The sequence below is a fragment of the Pedobacter sp. FW305-3-2-15-E-R2A2 genome, assembly GCF_038446955.1.
GTDB lineage: Bacteria > Bacteroidota > Bacteroidia > Sphingobacteriales > Sphingobacteriaceae > Pedobacter.
On record NZ_CP151803.1, the window covers coordinates 5,852,199 to 5,871,887 of the forward strand.

Consider the following 19,689-nt stretch of genomic DNA (forward strand, 5'->3'; position numbering starts at 1 on the left):
TTTAAATTAGTTTACCACCAGTAGGTGTTGCCATACAAATGTATATACCCACATATCAAACACTACTCATTCATTTTATTCCTTATCACTCTATTTTCCGATAGATGAGTTAAACAATTAAAAAGACGCATTACCCGAAAATACCATCAATCATTACTCTTTGGTTAAAAATTTTCAAAAACCTCATTCATTATATTCAGAATTAATGAACAGAGAAAAAAACAGCTTAAAAGACAGTTAAAGACATTTTATAATAAAAAAAAGCAAAAAAGAACAAATTCTGCAAAATGAATATTTTATCAAACAGAAAATGAATAAAGTAAAAAAAATCAGATTTTCCGCTAGAATTCTGAAACGCCATTGACTGTCGTATACTTCATCGTATATTTTAAGCCGGGGTTGAGGTATTGATAAGCACTATGACTCATCAATGCTGCTTCATGGAAACCACAAAGAATCAGTTTGAGTTTATTCTTATAGGTATTAATATCACCAATTGCATAAATGCCTGGGATATTTGTCGAATAATCTTCTGTATTGACCTCAATTGCACTTTTATTGATATTTAGATTCCAGGCTTCAATCGGACCTAATTTCGGGCTTACACCATAAAGAGGAATCAAATGGTCTGTAGCTACACTGATCACCTCATTGCTCTCATTGTGGATGAGTTCCACATTTTCGAGCTTATCGAATCCGGAGATGGAATGCAGGTTACTGTTCAGTGCAAGTTTTATCTTCCCACTTTCTGCAAGCTCCATTACTTTACTAACCGAATCAGGAGCTCCGCGAAAGCTTTCGCTCCTATGAACCAATGTTAGTTCTTCAACGATATCAGACAGAAAAATAGTCCAGTCTAAGGCTGAATCCCCTCCTCCGGCAATGATCATTTTTTGCCCGTTATACTGTTGAGGATTGAGGATCATATAGTTTACACCAGCCCCGTTCTCAAATCGTTCAATCCCGGATAATACAGGTTTACGCGGCTCAAAACAACCTAAGCCTCCGGCGATGACAATAACCTTAGCTGAGATCACTGTCTCCATGTTCGTCGTTAGGATAAAGTCACGCTCTCCCCGTTTTTCCAGAATTTCAACCCGCTCCCCCATAGTAAAGGTTGGATGGAAGGGTTTTACCTGTTCTAAAAGGTTCTCCACCAGATCCTGAGCAAGAATATTTGGATAACCCGGAATATCATAGATTGGTTTCTTAGGGTACAATTCAGACAACTGCCCGCCAGCCTTTGGCAGATAATCAATTAAATGGCAGCGCATTTTGAGCAAACCTGCTTCAAAAACCGCAAACAGTCCAACAGGGCCTGCCCCGATAATGGCTAAATCAGTGGAAATCATAGGGCGTTAATTTTTAAGATTAACAAAATTAACGCATTGATTTCCAGAACAATCAATTCATTCCATTCATCTTGTTTAACCGGAAAATGCAAATAAACCACAACGGACAAGTAGAATAATTCGACCCAAAAAGCCCGAAACACCAGATTCAAACGGATTGATTTTATATCCTCAATTTGATTCAATTTTGCTTAATTCTCCAAAAAAGGAGCCAGGTTTTCTTCAGGAAGAAACTCCACCCGATAAGGCATAATACTCGTATTTAACATCCATAAGAAAGTACCTGCAAAATTTGTCAACACCACGATATGCCGCTTAGAAGTCGTCTGCAAAATGGCTTTCTGACCAATCAGGTAAGCACTTCCCATCCGCTCATTATAAATCTCTACCGGCAGTTTTGTTTCTGTGATCAGCTTTGCTTTTCTGTTCTGTTCATCGAGTTTAAAGATCAGCGTTCGGGACAGTTTCTTACTCGTTCCATTATCAAACAACATCAGATTGCCATCACTGTTTATATGCACCGCATGCCCCTGATCAAAGGCTGTTCCCTCAGGCATTTTGAAATCTCCGTTCTTTCCAAACTTCCAGATTACTTTTCCAGATCTCGCATCGATCTTCCAGACCTGCCCATTGTTATAAAAAGAAATCAGGTAGTTTCCATCTTTATCATAATTCAGGCTATTGGCATGCATCCAATCTTTCCTGTCCCTAACTACATTTTTATCTTTCAGCGGGTCCAGTTCATCAAAAACCGACCAACTCCAGACCTTTTTCCCATACCTGTCCAGTACCATAATGCCATCGCTTTTCACCGTATCCTGTCTTCCTCCACCATATCGGCTCAGGTTGAAAACTTTCTGCTCTACACAAAGCGTAACTACCTGATCTTTTTTATTCAATAAAACTTCGTGGTGAATGGTTTGTTTAAAATCTTTCTGCCCCTTTTTCAGGTGCAGTAAGGTATCCCCGTTTAAGGAAATTTCAAGTATTTCATTTCCATAACTGGTAGGATATTCTTCGTTCCCTAAAATTGAAAGAATGGTTTTATTTTGAGTAAAGTGGCTCGTTTTAAATCCGGTTCCTACCACCTGATGATACCATTTGATCTCTCCTTTAGCATTGATAAGGAAAACAACCCCAGGTAATTCTCTCTGGTAAATCAGCATAAAACCTTTTTTAAACGGCTCAGGGATCACCTTTTGATCCGGCGCAGTTACTTTAAAAAGATCATGAATCCAAACGGGAAAGTTCTGCGTAGCAAAATCATACACTTTGCTTTCCGCTTTACAAGTCCCATCCTCTGTGATCACCCGGTATTGATAAGATTCCTTAGGCACCAGGTTCGTCATCATCAGGTGATGGATCTTTTTCTGTTCAGAAAGCGGCGTTGTAAATACCTGTTTTTCCTTTCCTTTTATCCAATACTCAATCCTTGCCTTTAAGGGCTCAGAGAGCTGGATATCTGCATTCACCTTTAACGTATTTCTACCAGGGTTACTCAGCTTAACCTCTACGATTTTCTGGGTACAGGGATCTGTACAGGCGGTAAACAAACCTATAAACAAAAAAGGGAAGCTGATTTTAATCCATCTCATATGCTATAAATAAAAAATCGGGACGCCATGTACTGGTGTCCCGATCAAATATATCAATATTACTGTCTGCCTGCGTTGCTCAAGTTTGGATTTAAGTCCGTCTGAGTCTGGGGATAAGAAAAATATTTATCTCTGGTAATGTTCACGCTAGCAGGTTTACCAATACCTGTCAGGTAAGTATTCACTACTTGCTGATACATACCAGTACGGATTAAATCCTGTCTGCGTTTACATTCAAAGAAAAACTCCCATCCACGTTCCTGCAAAATAGCATTGCGCAATGTTTCTTTGGTATATCCAGATGGAGGGCCAAGTAAGGTTGCTTTAGCGCGTCCTTTCACTTTATTGATCAGGTCAATACTTGCCTGTGTAGGTCCATTCAATTCATTTAAAGCTTCTGCATGACACATCACGATGTCTGCGTAACGAAGAATTGGAATCCCGTGACCATCATAATAAGTTGTAGAACCGGAAGGATCTGCATATTTCTTACTGGCTACATCCGGCAGGTAATAAAAACCTGTTGGTGGTTTTGTTTGTCCGGCAGGTGCCTGCATATAATGTAATTTATCAGAACCAATATAATCATAGTAAAACATCTCGCGACGTTCATCGTTCCGCGCGTAAGAATTCCAGAAGGACCAACTTACAGCATAATATTGCCAACGATCAGAAACTTCGGTATTGTTTAGAGGACCAAAGTGGTTCATTAACTCTGTACCATCATTTAAAGCATCTGCCAATGCACTAAAGATCGACTCTTCACACCATTTATTGCTTTCTGCAAATAAGCCTTTATAAGAAGGAAATAAGCCATATTGATTTAAAGCTTCTATCTTTTGGATCGTCGTTAAAGCATCCTGCCATTTGTGCTCACGCATATATAATTTTACCAGTAAAGAGAGTGCAGCACCTTTGGTTGCACGGCCTACATCATTTGTCGGATAAATGGTTTTGCTCTTATAATTTACCGGTAAATTCGCCGCAGCAAATTCCAGATCAGCAATGATAAACTTATTGATGTCCTCTACACTTGAAGGAGCTAGCTTAGTGACATAATCCGCTTTTTCCACATCTTTCTCCGTAACCAGAATTACCGGTCCGAAAGCGTCCGTTAAGTCCATATATCCCAATGCCCGTAAGAAACGGATTTCAGAATAATACTGGTTTTGCTCTTCGGTGGAAAGTGTTTTGATCTTTGGAAGATAAAACAAAGCAATGTTCGCATCGGAGATCATTTTATACTGATGCTGATAAGCAAAATTGGTGTATTTATTGGTTGGCGACCATTGTGCCTCAGAAAGCAAAGAGATGTCTCCCGACTGAAAAGAGTGGCCGATGTCCGTTGTGAAATCGGTAATTGCCATTTGGAAACCCGCGTAATACTGGTACGAATCACTCACCCCACTTGGTTGTTTTAGACGGGCATAAACACCATTTACGGCGGCGATTGCATCTGCCTTTGACTCAAAGGCATTGACATCTGTTAAAAAGCTATAAACTTTTGGTTCTGCTATCTTTTTACAGGAGGCAAATCCTATTAAACAAGCTGAAAATATAAATATTGTACGTTTCATAATTAACAATTTAATAGGTTAGAAGGTTACTTTTAAGCCGAACGTGTAAGAGCGGAATGCTGGATAAGCGTTGAAGTCTAAACCTGCTCTTAAGTTACCCGCACCCGTCCCATTTTCATTTGTGTTCACCTCAGGATCTGAACCTGTATATTTAGTAATGGTAAATAAATCCTGTCCGGTAAAATAGAATCTCACTTTACTGACTCCTTTCAGGAAGCCGATTTTTGCTGTTGGCAAACTATAACCAAAAGTCAGGCTTTTAAGCTTCAGATAAGAAGAATTCTCTACGAAGCGGGAGTTGATGTAGTTTCCATATTTAGAGGTAAAATAACCATTTCTTGGAATGTCCGTATCCTCATTCTGTAGAGTCCAGCGATTCAAAGCATCCGTACCAGTATAAGTTTCTAACAACAGTCTGTTCATATTAAACAGATTGGAACCCAATGCCCCTTGAAAGAATACACCAAGATCAAAGTTTTTATAGGTAAAATCGTTGTTCAGTCCCAAAACAAAACGAGGGAAGGCATGCCCCAACACTTTACGGTCTCCGGCGGTGATTAATCCATCTCCATCCAGATCCGCATATTTTGGATCCCCTGCTTTTGATCCTGGCTGTGCAGCATATACTTCACCAGTCTTAATGACACCAAGATATTCGTAGCCAAAGAGCTCACTCAACTCTCTGCCAACTGCAAGTTTAGTAAAATCCGCTGCCGGGACGGAACCATCCGGATTTGCAGTTTGGGTAATGATACTTGATCTGCCATTTAAGTCCAAAGCTTTTTGTTTGTTATAAGCAATATTGAAAGTGCTATTCCATGTTAAGTTATCACTTGAAACATTTCTGCTGTTGATGGAAAGCTCCAGCCCCTGGTTTTGCATCCTGCCTTCATTAACCAACTGACTGCTAAAACCATGAATCTGTTCAATCGGCAAATCCAGCAACAAATCCTGAGTTGTTTTTCTATAAAAGTCAAGGGTCACATTTAGGCGGTCTTTGAAAAAGCCCATATCCAGTCCTGCATCAAATTGCGCATTGCCTTCCCATTGTAAATCCGGATTGGCCAAACGGGTAGCGACTACCCCACCTGCTGCGCTCCCTGCATCATCCAGCGTCACCTTCGTCGTACCAAAAGTAGACAAATAAGCATAACTATCTATCCTGTCATTACCAGTGATACCATAACCTGTCCTCACTTTCAGGCTGGAAAAGATCTTATTATCTTTCATAAAATCTTCATCGCTGATCCTCCAGGCGATCGACCCGGAAGGGAAATATCCCTGACGTTTATTCGGTCCGAATTTGGAGGAAACATCCTGACGTAAGGTAAAAGTAGCCAGATACCTGTCTTTCAGGGCGTAGTTAATACGACCAAAATAAGAATAAAAAGCATCTGGTATTTTAACACTCGTTGCACCGATTCTTTCCGCAGCTGCCTCCAGTTTGTTATACAAAAATTTATCAGAAGTAAATTTCTGCACCTGGGTAAAATGTTTTTCATATTTATCATGCTGATAAGAGAAACCGGCCAATGCAGTAATTGAATGGATTCCGTCGAAAGTCTTTTTATAAGTCAGATAGGTTTCCATCAGATTCCTGGTGGTATTGAATTCGTTAATCGAAGCCTGTCCACCTACCTTACCACCCGAAACCAGAGTTGTTGGCAAATAAGTTCCTTCCTTCGTCGCAGAAAATTCTGTTCCACCGCTCAGATGCCAGGTCAGGTCGTTTGTAATTTTGAGGTCTACAAAGACATTTCCATTGAGCTTATTGTTATAACGGTCGTTTGTCGGCTCCAGTAACCATGCCAGAGGATTGTCTCTACCATTTCTACGTCCGTAAGTCCCGTCTGCATTGTAGGCAGGAATAGCAGGAGAGCTGAATAAGATGCCATATAACACATTTGAAGGTACAATATTACCATCATAGGTTTTATATTGAGCAAATGCACGTGCGCCATAAATATTGGCACCAACAGTAACGCTTTTACTGACCTTATGGTCTATATTGAAACGACCGGAATGACGGTCGAAATCCGTCTTTTTCAATGCCCCCAGCTGTGAGAAAAAGTTTCCTGAAATAGATATTTTAGTATCTTCATTACCGCCTCTGATGTTCAGGTTATAATTTTGTACACCAGCATTACGTGTCGCTAGATCAAACCAGTCGGTATTAACATTGCTGCTCAGATCTGCCGCGGTATATTCTGGCGGGTTTCCCTGTTCCAGGGCTTTTGCATTGGCGATTGCTTTGAAATCTGTTGCATTCATCAGTTTTGGTTTTGTCTTGATGCGTTGTGTTCCGTAATAACCTTCCAACTCGACCACAGACTGACCTGCTTTACCTCTTTTCGTTGTAATCATCACCACTCCGTTTGCTCCGCGGGCACCATAAATCGCGGTCGCCGAAGCGTCTTTCAGGATCTGAATGTCTTCCACATCACTTGGTGCAATGTCTTTTCCGTAATCAGAAATGAAACCATCCACAACATACAAAGGCTCATTGGTCGATTTAATAGAGTTGCCGCCCCTGATCCGGATAATCGTTGATCCGCCCGGCGCAGCACTCACCTGACTCACCTGAACCCCCGAAGCACGGCCCTGAATCGCCTGTGCAACGTTGGAAGTTACCCCGCCAAGATTCAGACTTTCTTTACCTATGGAGCTGACAGAACCGGTCAAGTCTCTCTTCTTAACCGTACCGTAACCCACCACCACGACCTGATTCAGGCTGGTTTCTGTTTCATTTAAAACGATGTTGAGCAAGGTTTTCCCAGCCAGCTTCAGTTCCTGACTATCATATCCTATAAAGGAAAATTGCAAGATACTGGATGGCTCCAGCGCAGCAAAGCTGAAACTCCCTTTATCATCAGTTACCGTTCCCGTTTGTGTTCCTTTTACTTTTATGCTGACACCAGGAATAGGCATACCCTTAGCATCGGCTACTTTACCTGTTATGTTAGACCCATTCTGGGCATAACTTTCAATCGATAAAATGAAAGAAATAAGGAGTGAAAATAGTAGAATTTTAGTTTTCATATTTAAAGATTTAGGTGGTATTAATATTGGTCGTTATTAATAAGTTGGTGTATAGCCTTTACTGTTCAGATAGTCAATGATTGGCTGGTATGGGCCCAATCGGTGCTGTTCTTCAGAAAAGGGATCTACAAATGGTTGGTGTGCATAATCTATCGCTTTTTCCTCAGCGTGAGGGTAGTCAAAATTTTTAGGGTTTGGTCTTTTATGGATTTTGTCTGAATTCACAAAAGCAGCGATGTTCAAGGCCTCTTTATCGGTTAGGAAGGGTTTTTCAGCGGTTGCTTTATCATGAGGCATATTTGCTTTTAACCATTGGGCCTGCTTGATATTACGGTGCATACTCGATCCTGGCTGGTAGCCTTCAGGTCCCCACAGTGGTGGATATTGATACGTACTTTTGTCTTTCTGTAGCAGACCTTCCCCTTCTTTCCCATGGCACCTTACACAATGCATATCGTAAAGGACCTGGCCTTGTTCCGGGTTCGCAGCTGTTGCCGGCAGTTCGATGCTTTTATTCTTTTGTCCTGGAAAGGGCTCTCCTTTAGGCACAAAGGAATTGATCCATTTAAAATAAGATAAAAGGGCCACCATCTCCTCGCCATCGAGTGGAAGTGGTTTTCCATTATGCGGACGCATCACACAGTTGTTTATCCGCTCCGCAAGTGTCAGGATCTTTCCTTCTCTTGCGCGATATTGAGGATAATCTTCATGTGATTTCATCAGGTTAAAAGAGTATAATTTTGTTCCGGCATCCTGATGACAATTGCTGCAATTCATTTTGTTGCCTAGAAATCTTCCTTTAGTTCCCTTTGGGCCGATATAATAGGCCGTATTGAGCATGAGACTGCGGCCATATTTCACGGCCTTCCCAAATTTATTATCCGGAATTTTAGTGGTGTCTACCTGTATGACCTGTGGTTCTACATCTGACAATTGCTTTTCATCAGTATTACAGGAAAAAAATACAATACCAAAAGATGCTGTAATGAATAAAGAGGCCGTAATAACAGCCTTATTAAAATTAAATATCATGTAGTACTTCGGTTAGTCTTGGTCGGTTAGGTCAGGTCTGTTTCAGTTGGAATCCAGATCTCACGTATATGACCATGGTTCAACTAAAACATTTAAGTAAAGATATCACTAAGAATCAGCCGCTTACTCAATAAGGCCTGCAAAAAAACTGCGCAAACGTTCGCATTAGAGAAGATTATTGAAGCAGTTATCTCCCCTTAATAAAAAATTAATTTTATTTAAAAAACAAGCGTAAGCCCCACGTTTAAAGATAGATGAATCAGGCATTTCGGTCCTTTTTCAGTTCATAAACATCAGCGTAGCTGAAGTAGCTCTCTTAACAAATCACGAAGAATCAATTGCAAACTGCAAGAAAACTTCTCAACTTATAATAATCAGATTACCAATACATTAACATCAATGCAAACGTTTGTTCTGTTTTAAAAACCAACGGATCTCAGTTGTGTTGTACTCATCCCTTGAAGAACCCCGGATTTAGGGAAGAGGCGAAAACAAATAAGCCAGAAAGTTATAGTAATTATTAAGTGTAATCAATAATGAACGTATACAAAGCTTTTTTAAGGTGACAACAAATTTTATGCAGATTAAAATTCAATGATATGGATTTGTAAAAATCATACTTCCGGAATTGCTCACATTAACAATCGGGTTCAGGATAATTAAATAAGGCTTCCCGAAATCCGGAAAGCCTTATTTAACTGGTAATTTATGATTTATTTCTTACGGACTGCTTTAAAATTCCCATTTGGCTGTTTGAAAGTCAGCGATTCTATCTGATCTCCATTTCGCTCAAATTTCAGACTATATCCTGTTAAAGCATTAATGTTAAAGGAATCCCCTCCTATAGAGGTCGTTTCATAATCCGGTTGTCCGGGAAGAGAAACACACAAGGTCTTATCTTTGAGGTACACTTTAACCACAGTTTTACCCAGATTGTAATCACCTTTATACGTTTCTAGCATTTCTTTAGTTAAGGCGACCTCTTTTGGGCGAAAAGTAAATACAACAGACCTTCCATCCAAAGGAAGACTCACACCTGTTATTTTTCCATCCGTTCCGAAGCTAAAATTGATTCTGAAATTGCTGCTTGCCGTATCGATTTCTCCTTTTTTGTCAATATCTCTGGCCTCAAAAACATCATAATGATAGTGTTTCAGGAAGATCCGTTGTTTTCCCAATACTGCAAACAGGGAGTCCGCACTTTGAGACACATCAATTGTTCCTGCTATTGGATTTTCATAGAAGCCTACATAGCTTTTGGTGGAATGCGAAGGCCTGGTATTTAACACCTGCACCATTTCAACTTCCGGCTTTTCGGCTTTCTTCTTTTTCATGGCCTCTTCTTTCTTTTTATTTTGTCGGCCGTTCCAATCTATATTAGCCAGCTTAAAAACCCTATCGGCAATGCTGTTTCGCACCAAAGCAGGAACAGCAGAGCCATTCTGGTTGGTTAAAACAACTATTCCAATCTTATCTGCTGGAAAAAAGGCTGCATTTGCAGAAAAGCCGTCAATATTTCCACCATGCTCTACCAGGTAATGGCCACGGTAAGAACTGATCATCCATCCAAAGCCATAACTGGCCGAATAAATATCTTTGAATTCTCCAGGTAATGCCCCCTCCATCACCATTTGTGCAGATGCAGCCTGTCCGATATAGGATGAAGGAAGGATTTCTTTTTTATGATAGTAGCCTCCACTCGTCCAAACCTTCAACCAATTGGCCATTTCGTTAACACTGCTATTGATTGATCCCGCTGGTCCCATACCGGAAATATCATAATAGTCCACCTTTTTTATGATGCTGTCCTTTTCCAGCGTATATGGTAAAGAAGCATCAGCATCCTTCTGCATGTCATAGATGCTGGTATTGGAACGGGTCATCTCCAGAGGGATAAAAAACTTTTCTTTTATATTCTGTTCCCAGGTTTTTCCTGTTAACTTCTCAGCAATCATTCCCTGCGCAAGGAACATGAAATTGTTGTACTGCCATTTCTCTCTTAATCCTGCATTAGGCTCCATATACTTCACCCGCTGGATGATGCTATCTCTGTTAGGGGTATTAAAGAGGTACCAGGAATAATCATAGCGGGAAAGTCCGGTACGGTGACACATCATATCACGAACCGTGATATGATTGTTCATGTTCTCATTGAAAAACCTCAGCTGTGGCAGATAAGTTGTTGCTTTGCCATCCAATGATAGTTTCCCTTCTTTTTCCAGCAGGCCAAGCAGTGCTGAAGTAAAGGCTTTCGAGCTTGAGCCAATAGCAAAAAGTGTATTGGGTGTAACCGTTTTTTTATTTTCTACATCACGGTAACCAAATCCTTTACTATAAATCACCTGATCTCCTTCTATCACTGCAACCGCAAAACCAGCAACTTTTTGATCTTTCAACACCTTATTTAGCACGGCATCCAGATCTGCCAACCGGCTATCCGGCTTAACATTCTTTTGCTGAGCAATTACCGTTAAGCTGAGAAAAGAAAGAAAAAGGTAAGTAAATGTTTTTTTCATATCTAATGTTTAATTTTTGATGGGACGTAAGATTTGAAAGATAGTTACAGGATTTAAATAATTATTCCCTTTCTCCGATCAGCACACCGGATACATTCCAGGCGCTGAAACTTGTTCCCTCCGGTTTACCTAATGGAATGGCCACTTTAAAAGTATGCTTACCTGGCTTAAGATCCGGCAAAGGAATTTCTACAGGAAGTGTGATGGTTCCGGGACACCAGTTAGAGCGGCTCAGATCAGAAGAAGACAAACCATTGCCAAAATTGCCGGAAGCAGGATTTAACATACGGTAAGTTGCACAATCTTCTCTCCAAGGAATAAAATGATACACTCTTTTTCCATCTACAAAGATTTCATTTTGCTTGGGAACAAACTCATCGCCATTACCCCAACCACCATGTCCGGTAGTCAGATACCTTAGACGCAGATTTTTAAGTCCTGCCGGTACATCCACTGAAACGGTAAGGGAATCTTTGTCGAACATAGTTCCGTATTCCTGTCCTGACATTTCCATCAGATTGGTCGTATTAAATACGGGCATCATCCAGTTTTTCTTACCATTTTTATCCTCATCCCCATCTCCGGGATAGTATTTAAAATACAGACTGGCTTTATGACCACCCTTGTCATAATTACCAATAAACACGCCGATCCATACCTCGCCTTGCAGGCTAGGCAACAAAGCAGTAATGTCTTGTTTGTAAACCACAGAATCCGCCCAGTTATACCCCTTTATTTTAGCTTGCTCATTAAACTTCCCTACACCGAAAGAAGTGAAAAAGCGCATCAGTTCCAAAGGCGGAAGATATTGATCCGTAGCAGTTACGCCCTGGTATTTCTTTCCATTCTTTGCGTTATATACCGGAAGGACCTGTACACCATTTTGCAGTGCCTGTAAAAAAGAAATCTTTTTGTCGACCGGGATCATGAATACAGATCCGGTACGATCATAAGCATCACCGTTGGAATGTTGCACCAGTTCTGCAAACAAATGCTGCCCTGCTGAGGTCTCCGGAAGTTTCACCTTTTTAAGGATAACGGTACCACCTGAAAAGTGATAAGTAAGGTTTGCCTGTTCCCCTGCAGGGTTTTCTATTTTACGGCCAAAATTAATCTGTTCATCATTGAAGATTTGTAAGGTTTGATACCTGCTTTCGATGATTTGTCGTTGGTAAGCAGGTTCATCCAATAGGTTTTCCCATTTTGAGGGCCATTTAAGCTCTTCTGGAGTCACCGTCCGGTATTCGACGTTAGTAGCTATGGTTTCAGAATTGCCATTACGAATTACTTTTAACACGAGTCCCATCGCAGGAGCAATAGAGATGGTAGGTGTTCCTTTGATCTTTAAATCTGTGTTATACCATATCTCGATGGTGTTGGAACGGATAAAAAGTTTTGCCTTTTTACAGGGAATGCCAGCGATGGTATCTATACCTGGAAGCAATTCTGCCTTCACATAGTCCGAAAATGATTTTTTAAGGCTATAAGAAAGACCATTACTGTTTAATACCTGATAGGTCGCCGCTTCCTTAAACTGCAAAAACTGCTGTTCAGTTTGTGCACCTTGCCTGGCGATACGTGCCTGTGCTCCTTTTGTAAATAATTTCAGTTCTCCCCCGAGCTCTTTTCCGTTGCTACGAAACTTGTACGTAACTACAGCCTGGGAAACATCAGTGTTCTTTTGTGCAAATAGTGATGTGCTCATAAAGAATAACACACATCCGGTTAGTAAGATTTTCATGGAGGGTAAAGTTAGCATTTGTGCTAAAGATTTATTGATAAGTAAATCCATATTTTCTACAAAATCATCTGTTATTTTAGCATTAAATCGTTAAATCTAACGTTCTCTATGTATTTTGAAATCAAATTGATTCTATTACCTATAAAATGAATAAACAAAGAAAACTTATTTTAATCAGTCTGTTGATTTCAGGGCTACTCGCTTTTGTCCTGCTAACCGTTTTTATCGTCTATATGCCCTTATCTTCCCTGGACAAGAATTTTTCAATTGCTATCCAAAGCTATCAGGGTCCAATCCTTGACCCTATTATGAAGTTTATCAGCTTTATTGGTGTGATGCCTTATTCCCTCATTATGGTATTACTGACCGCACTGCTATTTTTCCTTTTTAAATTAAAGCGGGAAGCGGTCTTTACCCTCAGCGCTTTATTTGCAGGTGTGGCAAGTACCGTTGTCAAGATTTTGGTAGACCGCCCCAGACCTGCCGCACCTTTAGTACATGTTCTTGAAAAGACAGTGCAACAGAGTTTCCCCAGTGGCCATGTGAACTTCTATGTGGTCTTTTTTGGATTTTTAATCGTCATGATGTACCATGTAAAAACCATACCTTTCATTTTGAGAGCAATGGTTATTACTATTTGTATACTGCTGATTTTACTCATTCCCATATCAAGAGTATATCAGGGAGCCCATTGGTTTACGGATGTAATTGGAGGAAGTTTACTGGGCAGTCTGCTGTTGTCTGCCAACAGCTATTTTTATTTCAAGGTTAAAGCGCAGGAAATCTAAGGAAATTCCAAAATCACCCTGGTATTTCTAACGGAATTTCGGAGAAATCTGTCTGAATCGTGTCCCGAAAATTACTAACATTTGTGAGCTTAAAATTTATTTTTCACTAAAATCATACTTTAAACGTTTTAAAGAAATTTCAGACAAAACACTATCAAAAGCACTTAAACACTGTTTTATACTATTGAAAATGTTAAAAAAGGATCAAAAACACCACAATTTTTCCCCAAATTTTTCCCTTTTTCAGATGATTTCAATCAGGCAGAAAATGAATATTTTTCAGTATTTTGATACAATATCATACATCATCTTCATTAATTTTAGTATCTTCTATAATTATTAGGGTTTAAATAAATATTCACGAATCTAGCAAAAGACTCTATTAAGAAAAAAACCTAATATTCCAGAACTGCAGGTGCAGGAAGATGTTTAAGATATATTGCTAGATCTTTATCCCGAAGTTTATCTATAACCGAATCAACACATATCTATTCAAGGTAGTAAAAAACCTATTATTATTTTTACAGATATACCAAAAAATTGACGCGTTAAACAAAACTAACCATTTGGCAACTGTCTAAATTTGTTCTATAATATTTGATTAATCAGTAACGTAATACACTTATTGCCTTTATCGTAAATAAGTCACATTTTTAGAGATATCTTTTTTATGCAATAAATAATGAACCTATTTAACGCCTTTGAACAACAACCATATGAAGCAATCAACGAAACGGATATCGCACACAAGCTTCATGAACAGCTAAAGACTATAAACCTGGAGACTGAAACAGAACTATATGCTGATATGCTGGCGTTTCAGTTTTTAGATAATTATAGCAGCCAAACTTCAACTTGGGGTGGGCATTATCAGCCCTCGAGATATTTACAAACCGATACCGGACACCAACCTTATCCTAATCCAGAATTAATTACAATTAAAGTAATTGAGTTCTGGCATAAAAAAATGGACAGACTCACACATCCTGTACTTAAAACAAGGTTTTCAGGACTTCTATATGAATTTACACAAACAACTACGGGCAAAAAGGTCAGTCATCTTATCGCAGAAAATTATATTACGGCATTAATCGAGACAGTTGAGAAAAAACTTTACTTGATTGAAAAATTCGCAATAAAAAAACTAGGAAAAGCGCTTGAAGTAGCCTCTGCCTACAGCAACACTTCACTAATCAGTAGGATAAAAACCCAAGTTATAGGATTGGAACAACATATTCCGATAACAGAAGAACAAAATAAATGGGGCTTTACCTTTGACTTACTTTTAAATGGAAAAAAGAATTGGCTCAATTCTGACGAAGAAGACCAGGTAATAAAAACACTTGAATCCCGGCTTCAATACCTCAAGCATATCGACCCTTGGGCTAGTGCAGCAGCAGCCAGTAGACTTGCTCAATACTATTTAAAAAAAGAAAAGCCTGAAGAAGTTAAACGAGTAATACTTGATTTGGGTTATGCCTATCAGTACAAAGCCTCCACGGAAATACCTATTCAAGCAATCGGTCAACTTGACGAATTATTACACATTTATAGGAAATATCATCTCCACGACGAGGCAACTAAAGTGTTGATCCAGCTTCGTGAGTTAGGAAAAAAATCTAATGAGGAAATGAAATCTATTGTTTCAGAGCAAACAATAGACACCACTGAACTAAAGGCACTCTTGAAAAAAATACTTGTCGGGGACGCTGAGACAGTATTATCATTAATTGTTGAGCTACTGATACCAAAATTGGATAATACAAAAAAAGAACTCAGGAATACTGCTTCTAAACATCCAATTCAATATCTAGTAACAAATACCATAGTTGACGAAAAAGGAAGACAGGTGGCACAAGTTGGCTCTATTGAGAAAGATTTTGAAGGCCATTTAGCAAAACATACCGGCATGCAACTTCATATGCACAGCCTACTGACACACATATTGTTTGATATGGCGACAACAACCGGATATCTCACAGTAGATAACACCTTGGCCTTTCTAAAAAAATCTTGTATCATAGAAGAAGACCGATTTGCTATAATCTGCCGGGGAATAGAGGCTTTCTTTGAAAAGGATTACCAAATCTTTGCTCATTTGGTTGTTCCCCAATTCGAGGAGGCTATCCGGAACTTACTGGAAATGAACGGAGGTAATATCCTTGTTGATAAAAACAAAGCCTATCAGTTAAAAACTTTTCACCAGCTATTAGAGGACAAGATCATTGAACAGGTTTTCGGAGAAAGCAGTATCTACTACTTCAAAATTCTATTTACAGATCCCCGGGGATGGAATCTAAGAAATAGGATTTCGCACGGCATGATAAACCCTAACTTGCTAGATACCCATGTAGCCCAAAGGCTATTTCATGCAATATTGACATTGGGAATGATCCGTTTGATAGAGTATAAACAACCTTAAAAAATATGCAACTCTGATTTTTGAATCCAAATTAGCAATACAATATTTATCCAGCTCTTTTCAATAAAAACTATGATCAATTTTAAAGATTACAAGGAAGATCATCTTTCTATGAGCTTTATTTCTGAACGCATGCGAGAAGAAATAAAGATCGAAGAGTTCTTCACACTACTTGAATGGCAATTAGCCTATAAAGCTTTAAAGATTTTTAATTTCAGGAAGTTACAAGAGACAGAAGAGTCCGTAGAAGTGTATGCACAGAAAGTACTGGATGTGACCGGGCTCCTTAGAAAAACCGATAAACCAATAACATATTTTGTCCGGATTTACCTAAATCTAGGCTCAAAATTACTAACAATAAAAAACAAGCTTGAATCAGAGGCAAAAAAACATCTGGCGCTACTTGAAGAATTACTAGTACATTACAATTCTTTGCCTTTCATCATTAAATACAATCAAGAGCCTTCCACACCAAGAAATAATGAGGAAAGAAAGTATTTGACCTTCTACAGAAGAACCCTGGCTAAAAAAGAAGAAATAATCAGCTATCTCTTAAACGGTATACTGCATCGTGCTTACGAAAAAGCGACACCTGGTTTGCCTCTCGAAATAGATGAAAGATTCAAGCACTTTAGAGAACAAATGGATAAAGCCAGCGACTTCCCCTATATGGAATTTAAGTTTGGCATTGGCTATGAATATCATTTAAACTTAGACAAGCTTGACTACAGAAGAATCAACCCATTACTAAACAAACTGAATTGGCTAGAAAACATAGTGAAAATTCCAATGCATTATACTGCCACAATAAATGAAGGTTTCGAACGCAGGATAAATCCATTATCATTTTTTCAGGAAATAATAAAGAAGCTAGGCAATCTTCCGGTAATAAGAGAACGAGGAGAAATCTTTGAGGAAATGTCCTTCCTAATGGTTGAAAAAAAATGGTATTCACTATTTGCACTTGCCTTGCCACAGGTGGAGGGTATTTTTACCGAGGTACTCAACATGATCGCAAAGAAACCCAATAAGGGGTCGTTAACTGAAAAGGTCAGCACAATCCGAGATTACTATGAATTCGCCCATTACACGTTTGATTACTATGAGTTCACACTTGCTGATCTGAGAAATAGTTTTTCCCATACTGGTAAAATCGAAAACCCAAAACACCAATGCTACCATTTATTACTGGACATCGATTATTTACTGGACATTTGCTTAGATCTAGACGCACCGATAAGTAAAGTATCAAAAATAATTACAGAAGGGCATACACAATTCAAGCACATTGGTGATTTTGCCAATTTTTTGAATCTCTTACTGGTGATCGAAAAAGATGGCAAGTATAATGTTATAAAATCACAGGCTGATTTTTTTGTTTATACTGCTATTCTAAAGAACATCAATGTAAAAAAGATGCTTGACAATCTTGAAAAGGATTTTCTATCCTCCGTTGTCAATTTCAACAAAAATTTACATATGCTTATGAGACAAGGCATTGACGAGGCAGATTTTATTTTATTCGATAGCCCCATAAGAGAGATTAAACCTAAACTTAAGCTAATAGAAAATGCTTTCAATAGCATCCCTATTCTAGTTAACGAGGATTTAAAAGTATTATTAGACACAAACACTTTCTTGCAAAATTTCATAAATTTCTTTCCGAAAACACCAAAACCCACCAGAATCAGGATTGAAAAGTTTATGACCAGTCATCAGAGCGTCCTAAAAATCGTTTACTACCTAACTGAACAGATAAAGCTTGAAATACCCGATAATTTTTTATTGTTTACAAGAAAACTTCAGCATCATCTGTAGATCGAATTCTTGATCAACCGAAACTATGGGTTAGAAATGGGTCATATGATATTACATACACCAGTAAAACCATTATAAACCTATTTATAAACAACAAATAATATAAATATTTCTAATTACGCAGCTTGACTGCGCAGTTACCTGTTAATTTTGATCATATCAATTAAACTTCAATAAATTTGAATATGCAAGTCAAAGCAAAAGATTACCAAGAACATCCATTATTTAACGATTTAGCGACATATTCAAAATTCTACGATCATTTGGCAGACCTGAATATGCACTGGGTAACTCAGGGGGTAAAAAACATACTGAACATTGACACATATGTATTTAACTCAATCCAAGGTACATTAGAATCCATTTTTGACATATTAAAAAAAGGAAGGATAAATGATGCCTATACCCTACTTCGCAAATACTACGACTCGGCAATCATCAATCTTTACTCAAAATTATACCTAGATGACCACTTTGGATTTGACAATTATATTGTCGAAAAGATTAATAATTGGATAGAAGGAAAAGAAACTATACCAGGATTTGAAAAGATGTCCAAATACATCATCAACTCTAAAAAAGTAGCAGAAATCACTGAGCTTATATATAATGGTGGCGATTTTAAGAAAAGTTCACTTGAATCTATTAGGCAAAGATGTAACGAACACACTCATTACCTTTATTACCATACACTTCTTTTAAACAACAGCGAAGTTTATATCGAAGAACGAATTGATCTATTGAATAAATTTAGAGCGGACCTAAGAGAAATTTTTATTCTGCATATAGGTTATCTGTTTTTTTTCTCTGACAATTATATGATGTCCAGTGACTATATAGATAGTTTGGACATGGGTGAAAAGCCCGAAAGAGATTCAGAATATTGGGTAGCCCCTTTTGTTCAAGACATTTTTGATGGCGTACTAAAAAAATTTAGACCTGATATCGTTGAGGCTATAAAAGGAAACACACAAATGCAATTATCCTAGAAATAATTTTAAATCAGATATGGTCAACAAGGAATTTAACGAGATGAAATCAGGGGATACGCCTTTTATTGAAGCACTTAATGCTGTATTTGTAAAATACTCTGGTTATAAAAATAATCAGAAATACAAAGAGTTTACAAATACACCATTTGGCAATTATATATCGAGAGTTCATAATCGGGTCGCCGAAATAATTCAAAATGCGGAAGATATGGAAATGATAAGAACATTAATAACCGAACATGATCCAGGTTTTTCAAAATTAGAGCGTGAAACAGATTCAGCAAAACTGATCAGATATCACTACGAGAATTTCTTTATAAGAATTGGAAAAGTGAAGGACCTGCTCTTACTGCTTATAAATGACGTACTTCTTTTAGACCTAAAAAAAGGTTTAAGCATGGAGAATCAATTATTAAAAATTCTGCCCTCACAATACCCATATTTTCCAGCTGTATGGAATCAAGTAAAAGGACAACTTGACAAACTAAAACCTTATCGGAACCACCTGGCCCATAATGGCACCATACAATTTGAAGACCTAACATTACTGGATATCTATTATAAATACGACTTTAAGCATAAGAATCACTTAGAACAGTACAAGTATTCTTTTGCAATGGGAGATATTCAACGAAAAATGGTTGATAAAATCACCAATATCATCAAAGTTTATATACAAAACGTTGATCAGATAGTAAAGTTAATATATACTTTTTTGACACAACCCTTAATCAATAGCCTAAAAAAGTTCACTTCAAGAACTTAATATTGTACATAAAGACAGAATTGAAGAACAACAAAAATAATTGCTTCACAG

At 38.3% G+C, this 19,689-nt stretch carries 12 protein-coding genes; 5 read left to right on the top strand and 7 right to left on the bottom strand.

The window, feature by feature from the left end; translation table 11 throughout:
• Window positions 1–341: 341 nt before the first annotated feature.
• The 7 genes from AAFF35_RS23655 to AAFF35_RS23685 all read right to left on the bottom strand — a co-directional run bounded on the left by AAFF35_RS23655 (window position 342) and on the right by AAFF35_RS23685 (window position 12,852).
• Window positions 342–1,352: an NAD(P)/FAD-dependent oxidoreductase gene (locus AAFF35_RS23655; RefSeq protein WP_342329034.1), complete on the bottom strand. Its 1,011-nt coding sequence runs from the start codon at window positions 1,350–1,352 to the stop codon at window positions 342–344.
• A gap of 191 nt (window positions 1,353–1,543) precedes the next feature.
• The gene (locus AAFF35_RS23660) at window positions 1,544–2,947 is read right to left on the bottom strand and encodes an aryl-sulfate sulfotransferase (RefSeq protein ID WP_342329035.1); all 1,404 of its coding nucleotides are present in this window, start codon (window positions 2,945–2,947) and stop codon (window positions 1,544–1,546) included.
• Window positions 2,948–3,006: 59 nt separating this feature from the next.
• The gene (locus AAFF35_RS23665) at window positions 3,007–4,524 is read right to left on the bottom strand and encodes a RagB/SusD family nutrient uptake outer membrane protein (RefSeq protein ID WP_342329036.1); all 1,518 of its coding nucleotides are present in this window, start codon (window positions 4,522–4,524) and stop codon (window positions 3,007–3,009) included.
• An 18-nt stretch (window positions 4,525–4,542) separates the two neighbouring features.
• A complete protein-coding gene (locus tag AAFF35_RS23670) occupies window positions 4,543–7,563 on the bottom strand; it encodes a TonB-dependent receptor (RefSeq protein WP_342329037.1) in 3,021 nt (1,006 codons plus the stop codon).
• Window positions 7,564–7,599: 36 nt separating this feature from the next.
• Window positions 7,600–8,595 carry a c-type cytochrome gene (locus AAFF35_RS23675; RefSeq protein WP_342329038.1) on the bottom strand — a complete coding sequence of 332 codons (996 nt, stop codon included), beginning with the start codon at window positions 8,593–8,595 and terminating at the stop codon, window positions 7,600–7,602.
• Window positions 8,596–9,308: 713 nt separating this feature from the next.
• Window positions 9,309–11,111 carry a serine hydrolase gene (locus AAFF35_RS23680; protein WP_342329039.1) on the bottom strand — a complete coding sequence of 601 codons (1,803 nt, stop codon included), beginning with the start codon at window positions 11,109–11,111 and terminating at the stop codon, window positions 9,309–9,311.
• Between the two features lie 61 nt (window positions 11,112–11,172).
• Window positions 11,173–12,852 carry a PNGase F N-terminal domain-containing protein gene (locus AAFF35_RS23685; RefSeq protein ID WP_342329040.1) on the bottom strand — a complete coding sequence of 560 codons (1,680 nt, stop codon included), beginning with the start codon at window positions 12,850–12,852 and terminating at the stop codon, window positions 11,173–11,175.
• A 146-nt stretch (window positions 12,853–12,998) separates the two neighbouring features.
• Here AAFF35_RS23685 and AAFF35_RS23690 point away from each other — a divergent pair, with 146 nt between their 5' ends.
• The 5 genes from AAFF35_RS23690 (at window position 12,999) to AAFF35_RS23710 (ending at window position 19,638) form a co-directional block, all read left to right on the top strand.
• Entirely contained in the window at window positions 12,999–13,640 is a 642-nt protein-coding gene (locus tag AAFF35_RS23690) for a phosphatase PAP2 family protein (protein ID WP_342329041.1), read from the top strand.
• A gap of 682 nt (window positions 13,641–14,322) precedes the next feature.
• On the top strand, window positions 14,323–16,062 hold the full coding sequence (locus AAFF35_RS23695) for a DUF4209 domain-containing protein (protein WP_342329042.1): 1,740 nt from the start codon (window positions 14,323–14,325) through the stop codon (window positions 16,060–16,062).
• A 72-nt stretch (window positions 16,063–16,134) separates the two neighbouring features.
• Window positions 16,135–17,880, top strand: coding sequence for a hypothetical protein (locus AAFF35_RS23700; RefSeq protein WP_342329043.1), 1,746 nt, complete (start codon window positions 16,135–16,137; stop codon window positions 17,878–17,880).
• 185 nt (window positions 17,881–18,065) lie between these two features.
• On the top strand, window positions 18,066–18,869 hold the full coding sequence (locus AAFF35_RS23705; protein ID WP_342329044.1) for a hypothetical protein: 804 nt from the start codon (window positions 18,066–18,068) through the stop codon (window positions 18,867–18,869).
• A 19-nt stretch (window positions 18,870–18,888) separates the two neighbouring features.
• The gene (locus AAFF35_RS23710; RefSeq protein ID WP_342329045.1) at window positions 18,889–19,638 is read left to right on the top strand and encodes a Cthe_2314 family HEPN domain-containing protein; all 750 of its coding nucleotides are present in this window, start codon (window positions 18,889–18,891) and stop codon (window positions 19,636–19,638) included.
• The last annotated feature ends 51 nt before the right edge of the window (window positions 19,639–19,689 follow it).